The sequence below is a fragment of the Luteolibacter sp. Y139 genome, assembly GCF_038066715.1.
Lineage (GTDB): Bacteria > Verrucomicrobiota > Verrucomicrobiia > Verrucomicrobiales > Akkermansiaceae > Haloferula > Haloferula soli.
Genome location: NZ_JBBUKT010000003.1, coordinates 1 through 21,232, shown reverse-complemented (window position 1 = coordinate 21,232; position 21,232 = coordinate 1). Strand labels below are relative to the sequence as shown.

Annotated in this window: 20 protein-coding genes and 1 tRNA gene; 15 read left to right on the top strand and 6 right to left on the bottom strand. The window is 60.2% G+C overall.

Going from position 1 to position 21,232, the window contains the following annotated elements; all coding sequences use genetic code 11:
- Positions 1–97: 97 nt before the first annotated feature.
- The gene (locus tag WKV53_RS08475; RefSeq protein ID WP_341404138.1) at positions 98–760 is read right to left on the bottom strand and encodes a hypothetical protein; all 663 of its coding nucleotides are present in this window, start codon (positions 758–760) and stop codon (positions 98–100) included.
- A gap of 242 nt (positions 761–1,002) precedes the next feature.
- Here WKV53_RS08475 and WKV53_RS08470 point away from each other — a divergent pair, with 242 nt between their 5' ends.
- Positions 1,003–5,370, top strand: coding sequence for a DUF7133 domain-containing protein (locus tag WKV53_RS08470; protein ID WP_341404137.1), 4,368 nt, complete (start codon positions 1,003–1,005; stop codon positions 5,368–5,370).
- Between the two features lies 1 nt (position 5,371).
- Here the strand turns inward: WKV53_RS08470 and WKV53_RS08465 are convergent, their stop codons facing one another.
- Positions 5,372–7,561: a hypothetical protein gene (locus WKV53_RS08465; RefSeq protein ID WP_341404136.1), complete on the bottom strand. Its 2,190-nt coding sequence runs from the start codon at positions 7,559–7,561 to the stop codon at positions 5,372–5,374.
- A 66-nt stretch (positions 7,562–7,627) separates the two neighbouring features.
- A complete protein-coding gene (locus WKV53_RS08460) occupies positions 7,628–9,154 on the bottom strand; it encodes an arylsulfatase (RefSeq protein ID WP_341404135.1) in 1,527 nt (508 codons plus the stop codon).
- A gap of 129 nt (positions 9,155–9,283) precedes the next feature.
- On the opposite strand from WKV53_RS08460, the gene WKV53_RS08455 reads away from it, so the two are divergent.
- Positions 9,284–9,358: transfer RNA gene (locus WKV53_RS08455), tRNA-Cys, on the top strand.
- Between the two features lie 135 nt (positions 9,359–9,493).
- Positions 9,494–10,576 carry a DUF3800 domain-containing protein gene (locus WKV53_RS08450; RefSeq protein ID WP_341404134.1) on the top strand — a complete coding sequence of 361 codons (1,083 nt, stop codon included), beginning with the start codon at positions 9,494–9,496 and terminating at the stop codon, positions 10,574–10,576.
- 11 nt (positions 10,577–10,587) lie between these two features.
- Here the strand turns inward: WKV53_RS08450 and WKV53_RS08445 are convergent, their stop codons facing one another.
- Complete coding sequence (locus tag WKV53_RS08445; protein ID WP_341404133.1) at positions 10,588–11,085, bottom strand: helix-turn-helix transcriptional regulator; 498 nt, start codon at positions 11,083–11,085, stop codon at positions 10,588–10,590.
- A gap of 79 nt (positions 11,086–11,164) precedes the next feature.
- On the opposite strand from WKV53_RS08445, the gene WKV53_RS08440 reads away from it, so the two are divergent.
- The 9 genes from WKV53_RS08440 (at position 11,165) to WKV53_RS08400 (ending at position 17,464) form a co-directional block, all read left to right on the top strand.
- Positions 11,165–11,410 carry a hypothetical protein gene (locus WKV53_RS08440; RefSeq protein ID WP_341404132.1) on the top strand — a complete coding sequence of 82 codons (246 nt, stop codon included), beginning with the start codon at positions 11,165–11,167 and terminating at the stop codon, positions 11,408–11,410.
- A complete protein-coding gene (locus WKV53_RS08435) occupies positions 11,407–11,601 on the top strand; it encodes a hypothetical protein (protein WP_341404131.1) in 195 nt (64 codons plus the stop codon). Before WKV53_RS08440 ends, WKV53_RS08435 begins: the two co-directional genes overlap by 4 nt.
- Positions 11,602–11,983: 382 nt before the next feature.
- Positions 11,984–12,850, top strand: coding sequence for a hypothetical protein (locus WKV53_RS08430; RefSeq protein ID WP_341404130.1), 867 nt, complete (start codon positions 11,984–11,986; stop codon positions 12,848–12,850).
- A gap of 614 nt (positions 12,851–13,464) precedes the next feature.
- Positions 13,465–13,689 carry a hypothetical protein gene (locus WKV53_RS08425; RefSeq protein WP_341404129.1) on the top strand — a complete coding sequence of 75 codons (225 nt, stop codon included), beginning with the start codon at positions 13,465–13,467 and terminating at the stop codon, positions 13,687–13,689.
- A 17-nt stretch (positions 13,690–13,706) separates the two neighbouring features.
- Positions 13,707–14,408, top strand: a complete 702-nt coding sequence (locus WKV53_RS08420) for a hypothetical protein (protein ID WP_341404128.1) — start codon at positions 13,707–13,709, stop codon at positions 14,406–14,408.
- Positions 14,409–14,453: 45 nt separating this feature from the next.
- Positions 14,454–16,142 carry a hypothetical protein gene (locus WKV53_RS08415; protein ID WP_341404127.1) on the top strand — a complete coding sequence of 563 codons (1,689 nt, stop codon included), beginning with the start codon at positions 14,454–14,456 and terminating at the stop codon, positions 16,140–16,142.
- Positions 16,143–16,146: 4 nt separating this feature from the next.
- Entirely contained in the window at positions 16,147–16,413 is a 267-nt protein-coding gene (locus WKV53_RS08410; protein ID WP_341404126.1) for a hypothetical protein, read from the top strand.
- Complete coding sequence (locus WKV53_RS08405; protein ID WP_341404125.1) at positions 16,410–16,589, top strand: hypothetical protein; 180 nt, start codon at positions 16,410–16,412, stop codon at positions 16,587–16,589. Before WKV53_RS08410 ends, WKV53_RS08405 begins: the two co-directional genes overlap by 4 nt.
- 5 nt (positions 16,590–16,594) lie before the next feature.
- Positions 16,595–17,464 carry a hypothetical protein gene (locus tag WKV53_RS08400; protein ID WP_341404124.1) on the top strand — a complete coding sequence of 290 codons (870 nt, stop codon included), beginning with the start codon at positions 16,595–16,597 and terminating at the stop codon, positions 17,462–17,464.
- Here WKV53_RS08400 and WKV53_RS08395 read toward each other — a convergent pair.
- Positions 17,461–18,048 carry a hypothetical protein gene (locus WKV53_RS08395; RefSeq protein WP_341404123.1) on the bottom strand — a complete coding sequence of 196 codons (588 nt, stop codon included), beginning with the start codon at positions 18,046–18,048 and terminating at the stop codon, positions 17,461–17,463. The two genes, WKV53_RS08400 and WKV53_RS08395, sit on opposite strands and share 4 nt — an antisense overlap.
- Before the next feature lie 616 nt (positions 18,049–18,664).
- Here WKV53_RS08395 and WKV53_RS08390 point away from each other — a divergent pair.
- The 3 genes from WKV53_RS08390 (at position 18,665) to WKV53_RS08380 (ending at position 20,362) form a co-directional block, all read left to right on the top strand.
- A complete protein-coding gene (locus WKV53_RS08390; protein ID WP_341404122.1) occupies positions 18,665–18,934 on the top strand; it encodes a hypothetical protein in 270 nt (89 codons plus the stop codon).
- Positions 18,935–19,132: 198 nt separating this feature from the next.
- The gene (locus tag WKV53_RS08385) at positions 19,133–19,786 is read left to right on the top strand and encodes a hypothetical protein (protein WP_341404121.1); all 654 of its coding nucleotides are present in this window, start codon (positions 19,133–19,135) and stop codon (positions 19,784–19,786) included.
- Positions 19,787–20,134: 348 nt separating this feature from the next.
- Positions 20,135–20,362 (top strand): hypothetical protein, encoded by a 228-nt coding sequence (locus tag WKV53_RS08380; RefSeq protein WP_341404120.1) that lies wholly within the window; start codon positions 20,135–20,137, stop codon positions 20,360–20,362.
- A gap of 682 nt (positions 20,363–21,044) precedes the next feature.
- Here the strand turns inward: WKV53_RS08380 and WKV53_RS08375 are convergent.
- On the bottom strand, positions 21,045–21,232 hold a 188-nt coding region (locus WKV53_RS08375), incomplete at its 5' end, for a hypothetical protein (protein ID WP_341404119.1).

The following is a 21,232-nucleotide window of genomic DNA, read 5'->3' as shown; positions in this document are numbered from 1 at the left end:
CGAATCACCGGGTAGAGAGAAAACCAAGCGGACGGATGAGTCTCATCCGTCCGCTTTTTTGTGAGCCATCACCGCCCGCAGAAGCCCGCGAGGAAGTTCACTTCTTGATCTCGGTCTTCTCGCCGGCACCGGGCACCTCCAGCTTGGCGGCGCTCGTCGGTGGCTTCACGGGCCCTTGCACCGGTTCTTCCGGCTTCTTGGCCTCTTCCTGCTTCGGCGCGAGGTCGCTGGCCGTGCGGATCGCTTGGAAGATGAGGTTGTAGTTGTGCCGCACGGCCGAGGGGAAATTGACGCGGCCGGGCTCGACGATCTTTTCGCGCAGCAGCTTCGAGGAAAGGTCCGCGGTCATGTCCGCGCCGACTTTCACCACCGCGCCCACGCCGGGAACGCCAGCACCGACATTGCCGCCGGTGCGGATCACGTCGCTGGAGATCGTCTTGCCTTGGAGGGCCAGGTTCGACTGCGCGGAAACGATGGAGCCATTCTTGTCGATGGTGACTTCCAGCACGGCGTGGTCGTCGCTGGCGAGCCAGCCGCGACGGTGGTCGATGCGGACCGAGGCGAAGATGCCGCCGTCGGGGGTGGGGGTGATCTCAGGCCTGTAGGTCCGGTAGCTGGAGCCGGAGAGATCGTAGTCGCAGGCATGCTTCGACTTGGCGTCCCAGCCACCGAGGCTCTTGCCGAAGGCCTCGATGTCGAGCGTCACGTCGGCGTGGAGCGTGGAGACGAGCGAGAAGAGGAGTAGTGCGGTGCGAATCATGGTGCGTGGCGCGGCAGGAATACCACCTCGCGGACGGATTCCTTCAGTGAAAAATTCGAGGGAGATTCGAACGGAGGCTTGGAAAATGCGCAAAGCTTCCATGGAAACGCGCAATCGGCTGTCACCCTTTTGTGTCTGGAGAAAGATTCCGGAAGCGGCGCGCCGTAGCGGGTCACGCTCCGCCGTCTCCGTGCAATCATGGAGATTGTTGCCTTTCTGAACCATATTTGCCACAAGCCGTCATGATCACGAATCCTGCGTTTCTCCGCCTCGGCGTTGCCGCCCTAGTTGTTCCCGCCGGTGGAGCATTGTTTGCCGCGGAGCCGTTGGTTTCATTGAAAAAGGGGGATCACGTCGCCATCGTGGGCAGTGGCCTGGCGGATCGCCAGCAGCACGCCGCGTGGCTCGAGGCATTGATTCACCGGGCCTATCCGGATCTGGATCTGACCGTGCGGAATCTTGGCTTCCCGGCGGATGAGGTGGCGGTGCATCCGCGTTCCGCCGACGTGCCGCCGGCGGAGTGGTTCCTTTCAATGAAAAAGGGCGACTCGACCAAGCCGGGCGAGCCGAAGACCATCTACAAGGCCGGCACGGACTTCGGCGCGGACGTGATTTTCGCCTACTGGGGTTTCAATGAGTCCTTCCATGGACCGGAGGGGCTGGAGAAGTTCAAGGGGGAACTCGGCAGCTACCTCGATGCCCAGCTTGCGGCAAAATACAATGGTCAGGGGGCGCCGCGGGTGGTGCTCTTTTCGCCGATCGCTCAGGAGGATCTGAAGAGTCCTGATTTCTCCAATGGCGAGGCGAACAATGCGAACCTGGCGCTCTACACCAAGGCGATGGGAGAGGTCGCGAAGGCGAAGGGCGTGCCGTTCGTGGATCTATTCACGCCATCGAAGGACCTTTACGCCAAGGCCGGCTCGCCGCTCACGATCAATGGCATTCACCTGACGGAAGAAGGGGATCGCCAGCTCGCGCCGGTGCAGTTCGAGGCTCTCTTTGGCAAGAAGCCGCCGTCGCTGGATGACCCTCAGGTCGAGAAGATCCGCACCGCGGTGATTGAGAAGAACCTGGAGTGGCACCATCGCTACCGCACGGTCGATCAGTACAACATTTTCGGTGATCGTTCGCGCATCGCCTACAAGGGCGTGACCAACGCGACCACGCTCGGCGAGGAGCTGGCCCAGCGCGATGTGAAGACCGCCAACCGTGACCAGCGGGTGTGGGCGGTCGCCAAGGGCGGCGATCTCAAGGTGGCTGACAACAACCTGCCGAAGGTGAATCTGGTCCCGCCGAACCGTGATGATGAGACGCCGTATCTCGATCCGGAGGAGTCGATGAAGTACCTGAAGCTCGCCCCGGGCTGCAAGGTGGAGCTTGTCGCCAGCGAGCTGTCCTTCCCCGAGCTGATCAATCCGGTGCAGATGGCCTTCGACACGAAAGGACGCCTGTGGATCTCGGCCTGGCCGACTTATCCGGAGACCACGCCGACCACGACGAACTTCGACAAGCTGCTGGTATTCGATCTCGATCCCAAGACTGGCAAGGCGGCCAAGTGCACGACCTTCGCGGACGGGCTGAACTGCCCCACGGGCTTCCAGTTCTACAAGGATGGCGTGCTGCTGATGCAGTCTCCTGACCTGTGGTACATCCGCGACACCGATGGTGACGGGAAAGCCGACTCGAAGGAGCGGGTGCTGCATGGCCTGGATGCCGCGGATTCGCACCATGAGACGAACAGCATGTGCCTGGAGCCGGGCGGTGCGGTTTACCTCAGCGATGGCGTTTTCCACCGCAGCAACGTGGAGACCTTCAATGGTCCTGTTAGAAACTCCGATGGAGGGATCTACCGCTATGAGCCGCTCACTGGAAAGTTCATGCGCCACGCGCCCTACGGCTTCGCGAATCCGCACGGCCGTGTCTTCGACTACTGGGGCAATGACCTGATCACCGACGCGACGGGTAATGCGAACTACTTCGGCCCGGCGATGAGCGGCCATCTCGACAGCGGCGCGCATCCGAACATGAAGCAGTTCTGGAATCGTCCGTCGCGCCCGTGCCCTGGCACTGCGATCCTGACCAGCCGCCATTTCCCGGATGACTGGCAGGGGCTGTTCCTCAACACGAATGTCATCAGCGTGCAGGGCATCTTCCGCGCGAAGCTCAGCGAGGAAGGTTCCGGCATCAAAGGCGAGACGATTCCGAATCTGATCGAGGCGGACATTGCGAAGAATCCGAACTTCCGTCCGTCCGGCATCACGGTGGCGCCGGATGGCTCGCTGTATTTCATGGACTGGTCACAGATGCTGATCGGTCACTTGCAGCATCACCTGCGGGATCCGAACCGGGACCACCAGCACGGCCGGCTTTATCGCATCACCTACGAGGGTCGTCCGTTGTTAGAGCCGAAGAAGATCGACGGCGAGCCGGTGGCGAAGCTGATCGAGCTGCTGAAGGAGCCGGAGAACGATGTGCGCATGCGCGCGAAGATCGAGCTCGGCAAGCGCGACTCGAAGGAAGTCATTCGCAGCGTGCAGGCGTGGCTGAGCGTGCTCGATCCGAAGGATCCCACGTTTGAACATGATGTGCTCGAAGCATTGTGGGTGCACCAGTGGCACAACATCGTGGATCTGGACCTGCTCAAGCGCGTGCTGAAGTCGCCCGATCCGCGAGCCCGCGCCCAGGGCGTGCGGGTGATGGGCTACTGGCGTGACCGCGTGCCGGATGCGCTGGCGCTGCTGAAAGTCGCGGCCGATGACGAAGCACCGCGCGTGCGCCTGGAGGCGGTGCGCGTGGCCAGCTATCTCCGCCAATGGGAAGCGGCCGATATTGCGCTGACGGCGCTCAAGCACCCGACCGACTACTACATCGACTACTGCCTGAAGGAAACGATGCGCCAGCTGGAGCCGTGGTGGAAGGCGGCCGTCAGCGAAGGGAAGGCGCTCGCCGCCGACAATCCGGCTGGCATTGAATATGTGCTGGGCTCGGTGAGCACCGGTGATCTTGCGAAGCTGCCGAAGTCGCCGGTGACGCTGACTGCCTTGCTCACTAGGTCCGGTGTGCCTGCGGCGCAGCGGCAACAGGCATTGGCCGACTTGGCGCAGCTCCGTGGTGCGAAGCCGTTGGACGTTTTGTTAGGCACTCTCTCCGGCGGTGGTGCCGGTGGGGATGATCTTTCCCGACTGCTGCTCCAGCAGCCGCCTGCGGATCTGAAGGCGGCTCGTCCGGCGCTGCAGAAGCTTGCGGTGGCGAAGGTCTCCGGCAGCGTCCGGCAGTCGGCCATCGCCGCGATGATCGTCGCCGATGGCGGTGTCGATGAGGTTTGGGCGGCTGCCGCCAAGTCGCCGGCCTTGCTCACTGACTTCCTCGAGGCGCTGCCGAAGGTGGCCGACGGCAGCCTGCGGGACAGTGCGTTCGACAAGGTGCTGCCGCTGCTTTCCGCGCTTCCGCCGGAATTGAACACTGCTGCCTCTAACAAGAACGGAGCCGCCCGTTATGTCCGCATTGAACTTCCGCGCGAGGGCACTCTCACGCTGGCCGAGGTGGAGGTCTTTGCCAATGGCCAGAACGTCGCCCCGAACGGCACGGCCAAGCAATCGAGCACGGCCCACAATGGCGTCGCGAAGCGGGCGATCGATGGCGATACCGATGCGATCTACGAGAAGGGCCACCAGACCCACAGCGAGGAGGGCGAGGATCACCCATGGTGGGAGCTCGACCTCAAGTCCGGCCAACCGGTCTCGGAAATCGCGGTGTGGAATCGCCAGGGCTATGAGGATCGTCTCGATGGCTTCACGCTCACGGTCCTCGATGAGAATCGCCAGGAGCTCTTCAAGAAGGTGGGTATTCCTGCACCGCGGCTGACCTCGAAGATCGAGGTGCCGAACGATCCGTCCGCTGGTGTGCGTGGTGCCGCCATCCGCGCGCTGGTGACGATGAAGAAGGAGCCGGGCAAGGTCTTCGCGGGCCTCGCCAAGTTGATCCAAGCGGGTGATCTCGTGCCTTCCGCAGCCAAGGCCATCTCGCAGCTTCCGCGTGATTCGTGGTCGAAGGATCTCGCCGATTCCGTGGCGGCCTCGCTGGTGACGTGGGCGAAGAAGGTGCCTGCGGACAGCCGCACGACGCAGGATTACAGCGAGGTGGTGCAGGTGGCCAATGAGCTTGCGTCACTGCTTTCCCCTGATCGCGCCACTGCTGCTCGCAAGGTACTGGCGGACTTGAAGGTGAACGTCTTCGTCATCAAGGCGGTGCCGGAACAACTTCGCTATGATACCGCGGAGATCACCGTCGAGCCGGGCAAGCCCTTCGAGGTGATCTTCGAGAATCCGGATCAGATGCCGCATAACCTGGTCTTCGTGCAGCCTGGCACCTACCAGGCCGTCGCCACCGCGGTGCAGGCGCAAGCCCCCGACAAGCTCGACAAGCAAGGCCGCGCCTACCTTCCGGATGGCGACTCACGGATCCTCGGTGCAACCAAGCTGGTCGAGTCCGGCCAGAAGGAGACCTTGCAACTCACCGCGCCGGAGAAGGAAGGTGTCTACGAATACGTCTGCACCTTCCCCGGCCACTGGGCAGTGATGAATGGGAAGCTGGTGGTGAAGCGCCCCTGATTCACTTCTCCAGCGTATCGAGTTCCGTCAGGATCTCGCGGACGATCCAGTCTCCGTATTCACGCTCCAAGCGTGAGCCGAAGAACGAGGTGTCCGCGAGCGACTCGAAGCGGATCTCACGGGTCCATGCCCTTTCCTCGGCATGGACCCACGGAATGGCGAGAGCAGGGAGAATGAGTGCGATGGCGATGAACGGCCGGACCGCATGCAGCAAGACCGAGCGGTGAAGCTTCCTGGCCTGCGGGCCATTGAAGCAGCCCCCCGCTTGGACGACTAGCCAGACGAGAGGGAAGGCGAGCAGGCAGCCCGCGGCAATCGCTGCCATGGCCAAGGCGTTTGGCCACCAGTGCATGCAGAGAGGTAGGATCGCTGCGAGCGGCATGATCGCCAGGGCGGCGGGAAAGCTCAACCGTCCCGGATCCGGTCCCACCCAGCCTAGGGATAACACTGCGCCGCGGCGACCAAGCCGCCGCCTTGTCGCTTGGAGTGTCCCGAGCAGGACGGACACCACAAAAGCCACCGACTGGCCGATCCAGAGGAAGAAGCCGATCGCCGAGATGCTGATGTCCCTGGCTCCAAGCCAAGGCAAGCGGGTGGAAAGGAGATAGACGACGGTGGGCAGGATCACTCCGATGGTCAGAATCAGGAGCCGGTCGCGGTTATCTAATAATCCCGCCAGCCGCGATCCCAGCGGTCCGATTTCCTTCCGCTGAAGTAGGGGCGTGAGGAGCAGGAAGCCAAGCGCGAGAAGGAGCAGCAGGGCGATTCCGTGCATCATCAGTCTTTCATACACCGCATATTCGGCGAGACGGCCTCCCCGTAGGTCAGCTTCCGTTGGCAGTGCGGACTCGGGGCTCTGATAGGAAGTCATGTAGATCAATCCCTGAATCACCATGTTGCTGCCCCGGTTTTCGCCCAGCATTTCGGGCGTGGGCGAGAATTTGGGATTCAGCTTCGGATCGATGGCCTCGGCGAAGTCCTTCCAGCGTTTGGCCCTCGAGGCGTCTCCGATCGCTGTCCAAGCCTTCTCCAGCGTGCGTCCGCCGCTCAGTGCCGTGGCGCGAATCATAATCGGCTCCATGAGCTCGGAGCGCAATGTAGTGCCGAGTTTATGGACAAACTTCCTTTGCAAGGCATCAAGCGCGGCGAGTCGTTCCGAATCCCCCGCCTTGGACACCTCTTCTGCAGCAAGTCGAAGTCCTTCGTGATAGCTCTTCAGTTCCAGCCAATCCGGCATGTTGTCCTCAGGCTGGAAGATCGAGAAATACATCCCCCGGGACCACGCGGCGAAGTCATCGGGCGGGGGCACCGCTGCGACGCGGATCGCATTGAGTTCGCTCCTGTAGTCGTGCCATCGGGGCATGGACAGGGCGTCATTGAGCGATTGCCATCCTTGCTGAAAGCCAACCGGATCGATCACTTGGCGCTGTGGTTTGGTTGGCTTCGGCGTTTGCGGAGGAGGGAGACCTTTTTCGCGTGCGGCGAGACGCTCTGCTCTGGTGATTTTTGGTGCGGGAGGCTCGCCCACGGAGGTTTTTGACTGGGATGCTCCGGCGATCAGGCGGAACCAGCCGTTGCTTGGATCCAGTTCTTCGCCAGTTTCGACGAAGTTTTCGGGCCACGTCCCGAGTTCCTTCCGATGGGCCAGAGCGTAGGCAAAGTAGTGGGCCGGATCGTGTGGATTGCGGTCCCACACGCGGCGCCACTTCAATACAGGATCGGGCTCGGCGGGTTCTCCGATCAGCAAGGAGCATTGGGCAGCCGGAACATCCTGTGCGATATGTTCGAGAAATTGTTTTCCGGAGTCTCGCTCTCGGGGGAACAGTAAATTTGGAAAGCGCGGCACGCCCTCGTGGCTGCAGCACACGGTGCTGACGGCATTGGCGACCTGATTGACCTCCCATATATCCCACAGCGACTTCCGTGCTCCGGGGCCGGCGATCGCGAACCATGCGACGGCGACAATCGTCGCAGTCCAGACGAGTGGGAGAATCCGATGCCGCAGACGGAAGCAGCGGCTTGTCTGCTTCATCCTCTCCGCTGCGGTGAGCGCATCATCGCCGATTGCTTGGCTGGGTAAGGTGGATGAGAGTGCGACGGCTTCTTCAAGGAGTTCGCGCCGCGGAGGATCGTCTCCCAGTGGCAGCATCACTGCGTTCACGAATGCCCGCTGGTTTGGATCAAGCTCCATCGTCCGGTAACCCTGAGGCAGCCGGGACGTATAAGGCAATTCCGGGAAGCGGGAAACGTGCAGCTCTTACCGGACACCCACTTCCTTAGCCCACTTCTCCCAAGCTGCGGTCATCGCTGCGGCCTTGTCCTTTTCGGATTCGGTTAGATCCTTGAGTTCGCAGGGGTCCTTTGCTAAATCGTAGAGTTCCCACGGCGACTTCTTGTCCTTGCGGACGAGCTTCCAATTTCCATCGCGCCATGCTGCGGCGCCGAAGTGTTCCCAGCCGAGGGTGCGTGGTTCGCCCGTGCCACCTTTCAAAACGGGCAGGAGGGACTTGCCCGCGATGCCAGCGGGTGGCTTCGCTCCGGCGATCTCGCAGAAGGTGGGCATGATGTCGATCACGTGGCCGACGGCGTCACTCGACGAGCAGGCTTTGATCGTGCTCGGCCAACGGATGAGGAGGGGCGTGTGGATCCCACCTTCGTGTGTGAAAGACTTGTGGAGGCGGAAGGGTGTATTCGAGGCATTGGCCCACGACTGTCCGTAGTTGTGATAGGAATTCACGGTGCCGATCTCGCCGGTGAGGTCGGGGCGGAAGTTTTGGCCGAGCAGGCCGCCTTCGGCGCAGGCGCCATTGTCGGAGAGGAAGGCGATGACGGTCTTGTCCAGCTCGCCGGCTTTGGCGAGGTTGTCTAACAGCACGCCAACTTGGGTATCCAGCACTTCGATCATGGCGGCATAGACGGCCATCTTGTGGGACATCTCCGCGCGCTTCTCAACGGGCAGCGATTGCCAATCCGCTCCATCCGGCGGGCTCAACGGGGTGCCTGCGGGCAGCAGCCCGAGTTCGATTTGGTGGCGATGTCTTGCCTCGCGGATCGGCTGCCAGCCATCGCGATAGGCCGCCTCGTGCTTCCTGATGATTTCCTCCGGGGCATGCAGCGGCCAGTGCGGCGCGGTGTAGGCGAGGTAGAGGAACCACGGCTCGCCGGGATGTTCCTGGCGATGGCCGTCCAGAAAACCCGTGGCTTCCTTCGTGAACTCGCGGGTGATGTAGCGGCCGTCGGCGGGTGGGACGATGTTTTCCCCATCGCGGGCGAACCTGCGCTCGCCCTCCTTGGTCTTGTCGATACGAAGGTCGTAGTAGTTCATCGCCCCGGAGATGAGACCGTAGGAGTGCTCGAAGCCGCGATCGATCGGCCATTGCGGGCGGAACTCGCCGACGTGCCACTTGCCGGAAAGGTAGCTGTGGTAGCCGGCGGGCTTGAGCGCCTCCGCCAGCGTGGTGCAGGTGCCGTTCAGGTAGCCTTGATACGGGCCCTTTTCGGTCCCCGGTTTCTCGACGACCATTTCGCCCATGCCGGCCTGATGGGGGTAGAGGCCGGTCAGCAGCGCGGCGCGACTCGGGCAGCAGCGGGCGGCATTGTAGAACTGCCGGAACTTCATCCCCTCTGTGGCGAGTCGGTCGATATTCGGCGTTGCGATTTCCGAGCCCTGGCAACCGAGGTCCGACCAGCCCATATCATCGGCCAGAATGATCAGCAGATTCGGCTTCTCCGCGGCGGTAGCGGTCAGGGCGGCGAACAGCCAGGCGAGAATCGCGGGTTTCATTTCCAGAAGGCTATGGGGAAGCGAGGCGGCTTGTCCGGCCCGCAATCGGGGGATGCAGCGGGAAAACCCGGGCATTGACAGGTCCTGCCGGGCCACGTAGGGAATCTGCCCCCGCGCTGAAAGCGTCACGGCGGAGTAGCCAAGTGGTAAGGCATCGGTTTGCAAAACCGCTATTCGAGGGTTCGATTCCCTCCTCCGCCTCCAGCGTTGTATTTCAGTGGCTTGCGGGAAGTGTTGGCTGCGAGGCCCCCGAATTGGGAGCGAAATTGGGAGCGTATTCCTTGACGTTCCAAGAAGGTTCCCTTCCTCCCACGCTTTGTGTTAGAAGCTTGGGCGGCCATGATGTTTTTCCTCGATGAAAGCGGAATCAACGAGTCTCACGCCCCATGTGAAGTGCTGTGCGGGGTCGCTGTTCACGAGGCAACGCTGTGGAATTTGGTGGAACGCATTCACCATCTTGAGCTGGAGCACTTCGGCACCACCCTAAGCGCGGTCGATGTGGAGTATAAAGGGAAGGTTCTTCTCAAAAACAAGCGCTTCGATCTTGCCGCACAAAAGGGGCCCATCGAGAAAAACCGCCGCCGCGATCTTGCAAGAACACTTCTCACCGAAAGCCACGCCCAGAAGCTAAATGGGATCACGCGCCCCCCAAAGGGCGACGAATTGACGGCCTATTCACAGGCCGTCTTGGCTTTTGTCACCCGCCTGCTGAAAGAGTGTCAAAGGTTCAATTTGAAGGCTTTCGGCGCAATCGTCGCAAGAGGTGCTCCGAAACCGTTGACCTCTCGCTTTCTCCGAAAGGACTATCGTTATCTGTTCGAGCGGTTCAGCAAGCACGTGGAGAGTCAGGAGGACGACCAGCAGGGCGTGTTGGTTTTCGATGAATCCGAGACCAGGCAGTCCCAGCGGCTGCTCAACGAGATCCGCGACTACTGCCGCGAAACGATGGCAGGGCACCGGCTCACGGGTCGAATCATTCCGCTTCCATTCTTCGTGCATAGCCACCTGACCCCGGTCATTCAGGTAGCTGACATTTGCGCTTACATCATCAGCTGGGGCGTGCGCGTCGGCAGAATGAAGGAGCCAGCGCGAGAAGAGCTCGCGCCTCTTGCGAGGCTTGTCCGTGCCCTAGAATGGAAGCAAGAGTCGCCCGGGGAAATAAAGCCGTGGGTCGATTATGGCTTGTTCTATCTTGAGTCCCTGAAGGACCGCCGAGATCGGGAGGAGGCCGATGCTGGAGAGGATGAACCAGACCTGCAGGTTCAGAAAAAAGAGGAGGAGGAGACCGAGTCTCCTCCTCCGTTGAGAAGGCAAAGCGATCGCTCACCAATGCCTCCGGGGCAACTCTCGCTTCCGGGATTCGATCCGTCAAATTCAAATCAGCCCAAGAAAATACGTAGAAGCCATCGATTTGACCATTAGGCGGCCAGCAACTAAGGGAGAGCAGCAAATTCTTCGTCCACCCGCTTCACCGCTTGCTGGAGCTTCCACATCCGGAATTCGCCGTCCGGATGGCGGGCAAAGCGCTTTGAAAGCTCTCGCACCAGATCGGCCACCGTCTCGCCTTGTGTCGCGATTACCGCGCGCTTAATGCCAAATGGGGCCTTGCCTTCTTTCCGGTCCCGCAACTCGAATTGTGCCCGTTCTAGATGAGCGAGGGCATATGGCTTCCCGTCTCTGGCGCGAATTGGCTGAGAGGAGTCGCCCTTGAGGAGCCATGGTAGAGATACGCCCGTCACTTGGGAGATCCTCTTCGCTAGATCATCGGAGAGCGCAAGGCGTCCTGACTCGATGCTCTTGATCGTCGCCGCCGTTCTTCCAATAAGGCGCGCGAAGTCTGACTGGGTAAGTTTGCGGTTCTCTTGCTTCAGGGCCCCATGAATGTGGTAGCGAAGCGCGGCGATGACATTTGACGATGATGCTTTGGGCATGGCGGAAGGTGTAGGTAACTACACTTTTTGTATCAACCTTTAAATCGCCTAATCGGAACATCACGGGCATTCTCGGCCCATGGCTAACGCAACCGCTACCCGCCCCGAATGGGGTGACGCTAACAAGGTTCGCGAGATCTTCGGCATCAGCCGGACCTCGCTCCATCGCCTGACCGTCGCAGGAAAGGTGAAGTCCTCCAGTCTCCGCGAGCGGGGGCAGATCAAAGGCAAGCGCCTCTACAGTCTCGACAGCATCGCGGCCTTTCTTGAGTCGCGCGTGATTGCTCCCGAGGCCGCTGCCGACGGGGAGGGGGTGGATGAATGAGCCGCCGCCTCACCGTTGCCGACCATGCCGCGTGGCGGGATTCTCTCTGCACGCCCGGTGAGATCGATGATGCCGACCGCGACCTTGATCTCGATATTGTGGAGCATCCACCGGCACAGCGCACCCAGCGCGAAACACGCCGATTGTTGTCGATCTTGGATGACCTCGACCGGGAGGGAAGCCTTGGGTGACGCGAAGGGCGTTCATCTCCGCCGCCTTGGATGATGCCGGGCTCTCGCCCGAAGCCTTCCGGGTGTGGTGCCACATGGAGCGCAGGGGCGACCTATGGGGCAGCGTCCGCGGCATCGCCGAACATTGCGGCATTGGTCATCACAAGGTCCGCGAGGCCCTTGCATGGCTCGCCGCAAATGGATGGGCGATTGCGGACAAGCGGAAGGGACAAACCACCGTCTATCGAGCCTGTCATCCCTACATGAAGGACGATGGAACCCCTTCCAAAAATGGAACGGGTCCCCTTCCAAAACAGGAACGACACCCCTTCCAAAATCGGAAGACAAAGGTATTCCCCCAGAAGGATACCCCCACACATGCAAAAACGAATTTCCGAAAATTATGAAGACTTCAGAACTCGCCTCAGAATTTGAAACCGCATTCCCGCGCCTCTTTGGCACTCTGGAATACCACACCTGCACTTCCTGCGGGACACCTGAGAGCTCATTTGATGAAGGCGGCCAATGCGATGATTGCTGGCAGAAATCACCAGAGCGACAGGCGCAGATCCAAGAGGAGGAGCGGAAGCACATCGAGCTTTGCCGGAGCATCGCTATCAGGGAGCTTGCGAGTGAGGTATCGCCAGAGCTTCGTGACACCGACACCGATCACCCGGAGTTCAACGCCGCCGCATGGAACCGCATCAAGGGAGCATGGGACAGCGAATCATCCGATTGGCTGTGGCTCCACTCCCTGAGCTCCGGACGGTGCAAAAGCCGGATCGCCTACTTGCTCTTGCTGGAGAAATACGCCGCTGCAATTTCGGGCCGCGTGAGCAAGATGGGCTCCACCAATGGAAGACTCCCCGGCTTGCTGTGGGTGGACGGAGACCGCCTGACCGAAGCCTGCCGAGTCCGGCACCAATACTCCCTTGGCGAAAAGGTCATGGGGGCAGCTCACGATCTTGTCGAGGATGCCCGCACCGTTCCGTTTCTGGTCATTGACGACCTCACCAAGCGGAAGATCACCGGTGAGGCCGCGAGCGATGGCTTGTGGGAAGTCATCAAGCATCGCCACGAGTGGAAGCTGTGGACCGTCATCACCGACAACGTGAGGCCGGAGAACATGGAAGACCTGCTACACGAGAAGCATGCCCCCTACATCATTCGCCGGTTGGCAGAGCGGTGCATTCAAGTGGACTTCGACGCTACGCCGTCCGAATGCGGACAGTCTGGCCAGTCGTGCGAATCAAAATCGGGCGGGAATTAACCGGAGCGCTCATGGTGACGACACAATGCGAGCCACCACCCGCCGAATCAATTCGGATTGTCCTGGGTGAAGACGATAGCAAGGCGTTGCTGGAAGCCGGAACGTTCTTTGCGGTCATACAGCGCGGACAGTATCCCGAGCATTCAGGCGGGCGGATGATCCTTCACGTCCTGCCGGTGGACTACGCCACCGCATCCGCAGCCGTGGAGGTGGCACAAGGCAAGCGCAAGCCGGGCCGGAGGACTGAACCCGCCCCGTGAAGAACCCGCCCCAACAAGCAGAGCAGCCCGGATTCCGCGCCGGTTGGGTGAAGGGCATGAACCGGAGCTGTGGCGATTGGTTGGCCAAGCGTGGGCTCATTCACCGACGCCTCTTCCTGCATCCATCGCACCCCAAGAGGGAAGGCGCGGCCAATGTCCGACATACTAAATAAATAGTAGGTGCCGGAGCCCCGCTTCGCTGCGTTGCCCTCGCTCATGCAACCCTTGCCGCTCCGTTGTTCTGCCTCATCCAATTCGCATTTAATGCCCCTTTAATGGGCATTTAAATAGGGATTACTCTCGTGAGATTGTGATGCATCACTTGCTGGTTCAATCTGACTGAAAGCCGAATCCATGACCGCCGACCCTGCCAAACCAGACCCGCTTGAACTTCTCGAATCGATCGCCGGACCTCTGCCTGCCGATGTTCTCGCCGCCACTCCTCCCGAAGTGCGGCAACGCCTAGCAACGCTTGGTCATGCCGCCGCCGGTCTCCTCCGTGCCAGCGGCTCCACCGAATCGCACGAGAACCTCGCCAGCGAGATCGATACCTGGGCCGACAAGCACCTTTCCGAATAACCAACAGAACTGCCGCCATGCCTACCACCGCCGATGAAATCCGCCGCCGTCTTCAACTCATCACCGATGAGACCTCCGATGCTCTCAAGCAATACGCCGCAATCGGCGAGCTTCGCCGAAAGGTGGAGCGACTCCGGCATGAATGCACGAATGGAGAATCCGATGCAGCCTGTGATGCCGCCGCCTCAAAACTGGTCAAGGCCAGTGAAGATCTGCGACTCGCCGAACTCGTGGAGCCCCGGAAGAAAGCGGCCAGCGATGCCGCTACAGCCCGTCGATCTCAAGCAGCTGTTGCCGAAATTCGCGCCATCATGGGCCATTTCGAGAGGCTGAACAACGAAGCGAGGGAGGTTGCCGTCAAGGTGGTGTTCGCGATGCCCTCGCCGCTGGCAATGCAGATCCGGCATGAGGAGGGAGGCGGACGCCGGGACATGGTGCTCGGACAGCTGCTTGACCTGATGCCAGCCGTCTTCGAGAGCGGCCAAGCCTATGGTCGCGCCTACAGTTCCCACAACGCGGCATCCGCATCCGCAGCCGAGAACAACTTGGCGACGATGCTGGAAACCCTAGATGAGACCACGGAAATCGTCCGTGCCCAGATCTCCGATCTCAGGAAAATTCTCGCTGCGATCGGTGGCAGTGAGGCGGCAAGCGCCGGGGGTGGTCTTGGTGACTCCCCCGGTGCAACCGCCGAAGCCGAGGAACTCGCCACCGTCTAACAAATGGCCAACGTATGGACAGTTCAAGGGCAGACAGGAGCCGCGATGGACGACACCGTGCGGACGCTTGCGGAGATTGACGCGACCGCCGCCAAGGTGGTCTTCCGCTCGTGCTCTGCCGACTACTTCACCTACACGGTCGAATGCGACTCATCCACGGTTGCGATTCCTTCGCTCACCCAATCCGTGACGCTCTTTCGCGATGGCGTTAAGTTCTTCTCAGGGGTCGTCACTGACCGATCCCAGCAGCAAGATCGCGTTACCGTTGTCGTCTCTGGCCCATGGTGGCAGCTGGACAATATGGTGCTTGAGGTGAATCAGGCTGATGGGACTGGCGCGGTTGCACCTCGCCCGTCTCTTCCCGTCGGCGGCAGCTTCAAGGCCATCATTGAAACGGTCATCAACTACGCGATTGCGGCGGGTGCACCGATCGCGCTCGGGACCGTATCGACCTATTTCGACGTTCCGGCCAACACCTACAACCAGTCCACCTACGGTCAGGTTCTCGCGGAGCTTCTGCGGCTTGTCCCCGATGGTATGGCGTGGTTCGACTACAGCACCACGAACCCAACTCTGAATGTTACCCGGCGCGGAGTGGCGACCACGCGCACGATTGACATCACCGATTGCGCCGAGTTCGAGGCGAAGCCACGGATTCAACTCAAACTGAATTACCTGAAGATTCATTACACGGATCGCGCTCCGAATGGACGGAGGCGGTGGCAGTCACAGACCGCTGGAACCCCGGCCATCGGGTTCAACGGCATCACCATGGTGTCCGGCCCCGAGATGGACACGTTTCTCCCGGATGAGCCGACCGATAGTGTTTTCATTAGCTCGTTCCCGACTTCAGGCTCCCCGGCGACCTTGCGAGCGTTCCTTAACGCGACCGATTCCGTTCTGACCCAGCTTATTTCTCGTTACACCAACAACTGGTTCAACTACCCGGGAGCAGTTCCATATTTCCAGACCCAAAGCCCCGAGGTCGGGGGCGCTTCGATCCCTTACCACACTAGCACGCCTTCTGCGAGTTCGATACCAGCGCAGCAGGGAACGATTGGGCCGGTTTTTAAGGTCAATGGCGTAGCTATCAGCGGCACCAAATACGTTGTCGATAGCAGCGCAGCGCTGCCGGATTGGCTGACCAGCGAGAACGGCATTGCGGTTTATGACGCCATCCTCGATGTCGATATTCCTGTTATTGTCGATTACAGCGAAACCACATCCTACGGAAAAGGCTTCCCTACCAGTTCCCTGCCTGGAGTCGTGGAGTTTGCTGGGTATTGCTGGCGGAATGAGCCGCAGCTTTTCAACGTCTATGGGTCCCCCTACCCGAAACGCGGCATTTTCATCTACAAGGCCACGGCCAACGTAAAGCTATTGGATAACCAGATCGTGGGCACCATCTACCGGCGGCCATCCTTCACCTACCGCGCTCCGCCTGCCAACTTCGCCAGCAACCTGCTAGCCTCGCAGAATTGGACGCCCTACGATGGGCGCTTCACGATGCCATTGGATGAATCCGGCGGCACCCGCTACCGGGGATGCAAGATCCGTGTCACCAACTCACGGATCACGGCGCACGCAACCATGGACGCCCTCGTGGAGTCGGAGGAATTGGACCTGATGAATGACATGACCACCGTCATCTTGGGCGCACCACCCCGAGTCGATTACCAGACGTGGGTGGACAAGTCGCGCACCACCCCGCAAGCGAACATCATTTACCTCTGATGCCATGAACGCTATTGCCGACGGCGACCTTATTCTCGCGAAAGCCCATCTCCGGCAGTGCAAGCCGGAGACCATCCTTGAGGCTCCCGTTTGGTGGCAGCGCCGGAGGATGCAGACCTGCCACTTCATCGCGGCCAAGCTTGAGCGACACTCATTTACCGAGCCCGGCGCGAAGGCCGCCACTTTGAAGAAGACCGCCGCCCGCCTTCGAAACTCCGCCGCCACGATTCAGAAGATCATCGACGCCGATCCCAACGACAACCAGCCATGAACATCCCAGCCAACGCCGAATTAGTTCGCGGCCTTACCATCCCGATTGTGGAAGAGGCTGAGCACGTAAAAGGTGGATTCTTCGTGCCGATTTTCCAGCCAGTCAACACTCACCCCTCGAAGCCCGCCAAGGCCACCGAATCTGTCACGCCGCCTCCGCCGCTGCGATACACCTAACGACCATGGCCACAAGCACAGCCATCACCACGAAGCGAGGACGCCCGCCGAAATATCGCGAGGAATACGCGGAACTGGCGATGCACTTTTGCCGGTTGGGTGCCACCAATCGAGACCTTGCCCGCGCTTTCAATGTGAGCATCGCCGGGATTGATAAATGGTTGGCATCCAAACCAGAGTTTGCCGCTGCTGTCCACGAGGGACGCGAGATCGCCGACGCTCGTGTTGCAAGCGCTCTCTACCAACGCGCCGTTGGTGCCGTGGTGCCTGATACCCATATCGCCACCCATGAGGGGAAAACGATCATCACGCCGCTGCTGAAGCACTACCCGCCCGACACCGCCGCGTGTTCATTGTGGCTTCGCAACCGCAAGCCGGAGCTGTGGCGGGAGAAGACAACGCAGGCCGTTGAACTCACGAACGGCGACAATCCTTATCACGAGGTGGCGATGCGGATCAGTGCGGCAGATGATGAGCATTTCCAAGCGATCTACTACGACGAACTGGCGAAAATCGAAGCGGGCAATCCCACAGAAATTCCGACCGATGCCGAATGGCATGAGGAAAGCCCTCTGCATGCGCTGGTAGGGCTAGGAAAGCGATCGACAGAAATCGGAACGCGGCATTTCACGCAGATGCACCATGCGGCGGTGGAGCGTCATGGACCTTACGAGGAGCGCTACCCAACCACGGCGCTTGAAGCTGAGATCATCCCCAGCACGCCCGCTTTGCCACCTGAGAGGGCCGCTGAGCCCGTTGCGCTCGTGGAGCCTGCGCGTGAGCCAGATCAGGGCATCACGCCAGCACCAGAGGCCGCCACCGAGGGTGGAGACGACTTCCGCGCGTTGCTCGGGCTGCCGCCAAGGGAGGATTAAGCTGATGCGCTATTTCGCAGCTCGGCAACTCTTGCGCGAATGCGGGCAAGGCCCTTCTCTCCGTGCTCTTGCAGGATGTAGCGCTCGGACGATGGGTTGCTGAGAGTCTCAGGTCCCATTGCGTGCCGGCCAATCTCGCAGAGGATGTCAAATTCCTTGCGGTCGGTTTCAAATAGCTTGCCCACATCCAAAACCCCATATCGCTCAAGCATTGTGGATAGGACAGTATCATGGATGCGATAGAGGGTGTCGTCGTGCTTGGGGTCGTCGTCTTCATCCAAGTGCGCAAGATGCTTGTTGAAGTGAATTTGCGTGGCGTCATCCGCGACGTGCTCACAAGCTAGGGCGAGGAACGAGAGCCCGCGTTCGTCGGGCATGCGCTCATAGATCGCCGCAGCCACACAGAGGCGCAGATGGAAAGAGCGCGCTAGTGCGGGAATGTCTTTGGCATCTTTTGAGGCGTCGCGAAGACGAATCTGTTCCTCATGCACGCTCCGCGTATCAGACCGAGCCCGAGAAACATCCTTGCGGATGTCAGCTTCGGGAATTTGGAAAAGAGCGTGAAAGGTTTCCTCTACGAGCATGCGCGTTTGTATCTTTGCCATCCACGGGTTGCAAGATTGGCGGTCATGGGTATAGCCATGGGGGAATGACCATCCGCACTTCGATACGTGATTGCTGCGTGGGTGATTACCTTGAGCCCTCGACAGTTCCCACTTGGCCGACTCCTTCGGTCACGGACGCCGTCCTGACACCCACGTTCCACAATGTCAGGGTTGTTGTCAGGGTGTCGCCGAATGCCATTAATGGCTTCCGGTTCGTGACCTTCGGTTTTAAGGCCGCCGCCATTTTGGTTCCGGGAGATCACCCGAGCTATGTGCTGTGGCGGAGAAATTCCTAGCGCGGGAGGGGTTTCTAGGGCGATGCCGGAATTCCGATATCGAGCATTTTTGCCCGTTGAAACCGCCCCGATCGGATCACCGCTCAAAGCCTCATTCCACAGGGGAAAGAGAGCCTACACCTACCGTTTTCCGTCGATTTCGGATCTGGGGTAAAGCGGTTTCAAACCGCCAAACCCCCGGTGCCCTTTCCGCCTGTTTTGGCCGTCTAGCCCTTGAGCTACCGAGGGAAAGGTGCGGTGCCCTTCAGGGCGAATAATTGAGGAGCGGCACCGCTCCCGAATTGATAAAGGGCGGACGCATGAAACTGACAGACGAACAGGAGCAGAAAGTTTTAGAAATGGCCGCGAAGGATCTCGCCGACCGCGTGTGGGCGAAGGTGGAAAGCTCTGCGGATGAAATCGCTCTCTTCAACTCCAACCGAGCCGCCGGGTTGTTGGACCTCTCCACATCGCAACTGAGCCGGGTTATTACCGAGTGGGTTGATTTCGGAGCCCGAGACCGCCGGTTCTCAATTGCGCAGCTTCGGGCGCTGATTGCCCGGCGGACAGCCCGCCAGGGACGCCGCTAACGCGAGCACTTGACGCCCCTGCTACGGTAGTTCCGCCGAGGCTTCCACCCCGGCCCGCATCGATACCCCTTTGGTAGTGCTTAGGGACGCGGACAACCATCGAACGACATTCTGCCAGTGATTGGATACCTGCGGCCACTAACCGCAGGGAAGGTGTGGAAGCACCATTCCGGTCACTGGCACTTTTGTTTAGTCCCAATGAAAAACAAGAAGGCCGCAGCCACGGCCACTACCAACAAGCCCGCCGCGCTTCTCACCAACGTGGTGCAATTCCAGCCAGCAACGGCAGATATCCGCCGCAGAATACAGCAGGTAGCGAAGCTCGACGGAATCACCCAGGACCAACTCGTGAACGCCGCCGTGATTGGCTACCTTGACGGCACGTCGGACCGCAATCGCTACTTTGATTCCATCGCAGACGGCCCCCTGTGTCATCGCGAGTATGTGGAGATCATGAAGCCGGAGCGCTTCGTGGACGTGACCCTACAGGTGCCACAGTCCGCCCTAGCCGTGTTTCCGGGGCCTAGGCTGGCTCGCCTGCATTCTGCTTGTGCCTTCGATGACAAGAGTGTCGCCGACCGCGTGAGAGCTTGGAAGGAACCGCACGGCGTCGGCATCGGGGGGATAGCTCCCCCCACTTCAAAGCATCTCGCCGACATGCTGAAGGAGGGATGCACTGTCACCGCCGGATTCAGGTTCCCGGAGGAGGAGTGGAAGCACGTCGAAAAGATCGCGCTGATTCTCAAAATCACGGTGGGGGAATACCTGCTAGGATGCGTTGGCTATGCGGTATCGGAGAGCAGGCAGCCACCGGCAAAATTGCCGGAGGGCTTTAGGATCAGAATTGAGTGATCGCCTGACACACCCGCCCGGCCCCCATGTAGAGGGCCGGGCTTTTCCTTTTCACCGGCTTCGCGGTCTCCTAAGATGAAGGGATGTTTCAACCCCCGAAACCCGCCTTGGCAGAAAATCGCATAATGGCCGGAGCAATCCGAGACGATGCCTTGAACTTTACCTTCGTCGTCTGGGCATACCGCGCGTTAACGGATCGCGAGATGACGATGGCATACGCTCATTGGAACGGTCAGCGAGATAAGCGGAGATCACTTAGGAACAAGCAAATCGATGTGATCGCGAACTTCCGCTGAGCCCTCGCTCCTTCCGCCATGCCCGCTCCCCGTCCAGCGCGAATGGTTCTCGGTGAAGTCAGCCGCCGCCTATTCCGACTTCTCTGTCTCAGCCATCGAGAGCGCCCTTCGCCTTGGGCAACTCGATAGCCGGACGGTGAAGATCAAGGGCGAACGGAAGGCTCGCCGCATCAAGCGCGAGTGGCTTGATAAGTGGATCGAAGGCGAGCCGGTCGAATCGGTGGGCACTCTTGCCGAGCAGATAGCCCGCGAGGTGGTGCGGCTGATGCGGGAGGCTTGATGCCGATGCTGTGCCCATGGTAGGGCATCTACGTCCAGAGTCTCCGGCACGCACAGTGCACGCACCGCCGGTGATGGGCCGGAGGCTCTGCGGCACTTCCTCTATGAACCCCCGCCCGATCTACCGCTGGAAGAGCTTCTGGCTCGGGATGCTCTTGGCGGCGTTCCTGGGGTGGGCTTGGGTGCGGTCGATGGGGCGTCTAGACACGCTAGTAGTTTTCGGCCGGGCCGACAAATACGCGGTATATTCCAAGTCCGGAAATTTATCGGGGTCACACGTTCGGCTACTTCGGACGACCGGCGGGCCCACCGACTTCAAGTTCTATTCGGCCCCGGGAAATTATCCGTGGAATGAGGGGTTTCCCCCGCCATCCAGTCATGAAGCGTCTGGAAACGATCAGGTGTGGAGGATTGCTTATTGGTTCCTCGTGCTTCTCTTCCTCATCCCTTGGACCGCCTTCCTCGCATGGCGCTGGCGGAGGATGAAACAGGTTGCCGAGAATGGCCCGTGACCGGCTGGGTTTGAATTCCGGCCACGGGCGCATTCACCGATTCACACGGATACCCCGGAAAGGGTTGGTGCCCGCGAGTCAGCCCAGACCCACGGACACCCCGCACGAGTGCGATAGCAAAACAGATGCACGATCCCGGCCCGCAGTGCAACGAACGCACGGGACGTGATTCTACGGATGGAATCTGCCGAATGCGGCCATCGGAAAAACGAAAGGGGCGCATGCCATTTTCCACTGGATCGCCGCCCCTCCGTTGATCCATTTTTCTTCGGTGAATTCGTTCCTTTTCCGAAACGGTATCCAATTCTGTGAGGTGATCGAACCAGAGAGCTCGCTTAGTCCCAATAGCAGCGGAGTGC

Bases quoted from the DNA above. Each gene is read 5' to 3' on its own strand.
- WKV53_RS08475 (WP_341404138.1), bottom strand. From the start codon at position 760: ATGATTCGCACCGCACTACTCCTCTTCTCGCTCGTCTCCACGCTCCAC.
- WKV53_RS08470 (WP_341404137.1), top strand. From the start codon at position 1,003: ATGATCACGAATCCTGCGTTTCTCCGCCTCGGCGTTGCCGCCCTAGTT.
- WKV53_RS08465 (WP_341404136.1), bottom strand. From the start codon at position 7,561: ATGGAGCTTGATCCAAACCAGCGGGCATTCGTGAACGCAGTGATGCTG.
- WKV53_RS08460 (WP_341404135.1), bottom strand. From the start codon at position 9,154: ATGAAACCCGCGATTCTCGCCTGGCTGTTCGCCGCCCTGACCGCTACC.
- WKV53_RS08450 (WP_341404134.1), top strand. From the start codon at position 9,494: ATGATGTTTTTCCTCGATGAAAGCGGAATCAACGAGTCTCACGCCCCA.
- WKV53_RS08445 (WP_341404133.1), bottom strand. From the start codon at position 11,085: ATGCCCAAAGCATCATCGTCAAATGTCATCGCCGCGCTTCGCTACCAC.
- WKV53_RS08440 (WP_341404132.1), top strand. From the start codon at position 11,165: ATGGCTAACGCAACCGCTACCCGCCCCGAATGGGGTGACGCTAACAAG.
- WKV53_RS08435 (WP_341404131.1), top strand. From the start codon at position 11,407: ATGAGCCGCCGCCTCACCGTTGCCGACCATGCCGCGTGGCGGGATTCT.
- WKV53_RS08430 (WP_341404130.1), top strand. From the start codon at position 11,984: ATGAAGACTTCAGAACTCGCCTCAGAATTTGAAACCGCATTCCCGCGC.
- WKV53_RS08425 (WP_341404129.1), top strand. From the start codon at position 13,465: ATGACCGCCGACCCTGCCAAACCAGACCCGCTTGAACTTCTCGAATCG.
- WKV53_RS08420 (WP_341404128.1), top strand. From the start codon at position 13,707: ATGCCTACCACCGCCGATGAAATCCGCCGCCGTCTTCAACTCATCACC.
- WKV53_RS08415 (WP_341404127.1), top strand. From the start codon at position 14,454: ATGGACGACACCGTGCGGACGCTTGCGGAGATTGACGCGACCGCCGCC.
- WKV53_RS08410 (WP_341404126.1), top strand. From the start codon at position 16,147: ATGAACGCTATTGCCGACGGCGACCTTATTCTCGCGAAAGCCCATCTC.
- WKV53_RS08405 (WP_341404125.1), top strand. From the start codon at position 16,410: ATGAACATCCCAGCCAACGCCGAATTAGTTCGCGGCCTTACCATCCCG.
- WKV53_RS08400 (WP_341404124.1), top strand. From the start codon at position 16,595: ATGGCCACAAGCACAGCCATCACCACGAAGCGAGGACGCCCGCCGAAA.
- WKV53_RS08395 (WP_341404123.1), bottom strand. From the start codon at position 18,048: ATGCTCGTAGAGGAAACCTTTCACGCTCTTTTCCAAATTCCCGAAGCT.
- WKV53_RS08390 (WP_341404122.1), top strand. From the start codon at position 18,665: ATGAAACTGACAGACGAACAGGAGCAGAAAGTTTTAGAAATGGCCGCG.
- WKV53_RS08385 (WP_341404121.1), top strand. From the start codon at position 19,133: ATGAAAAACAAGAAGGCCGCAGCCACGGCCACTACCAACAAGCCCGCC.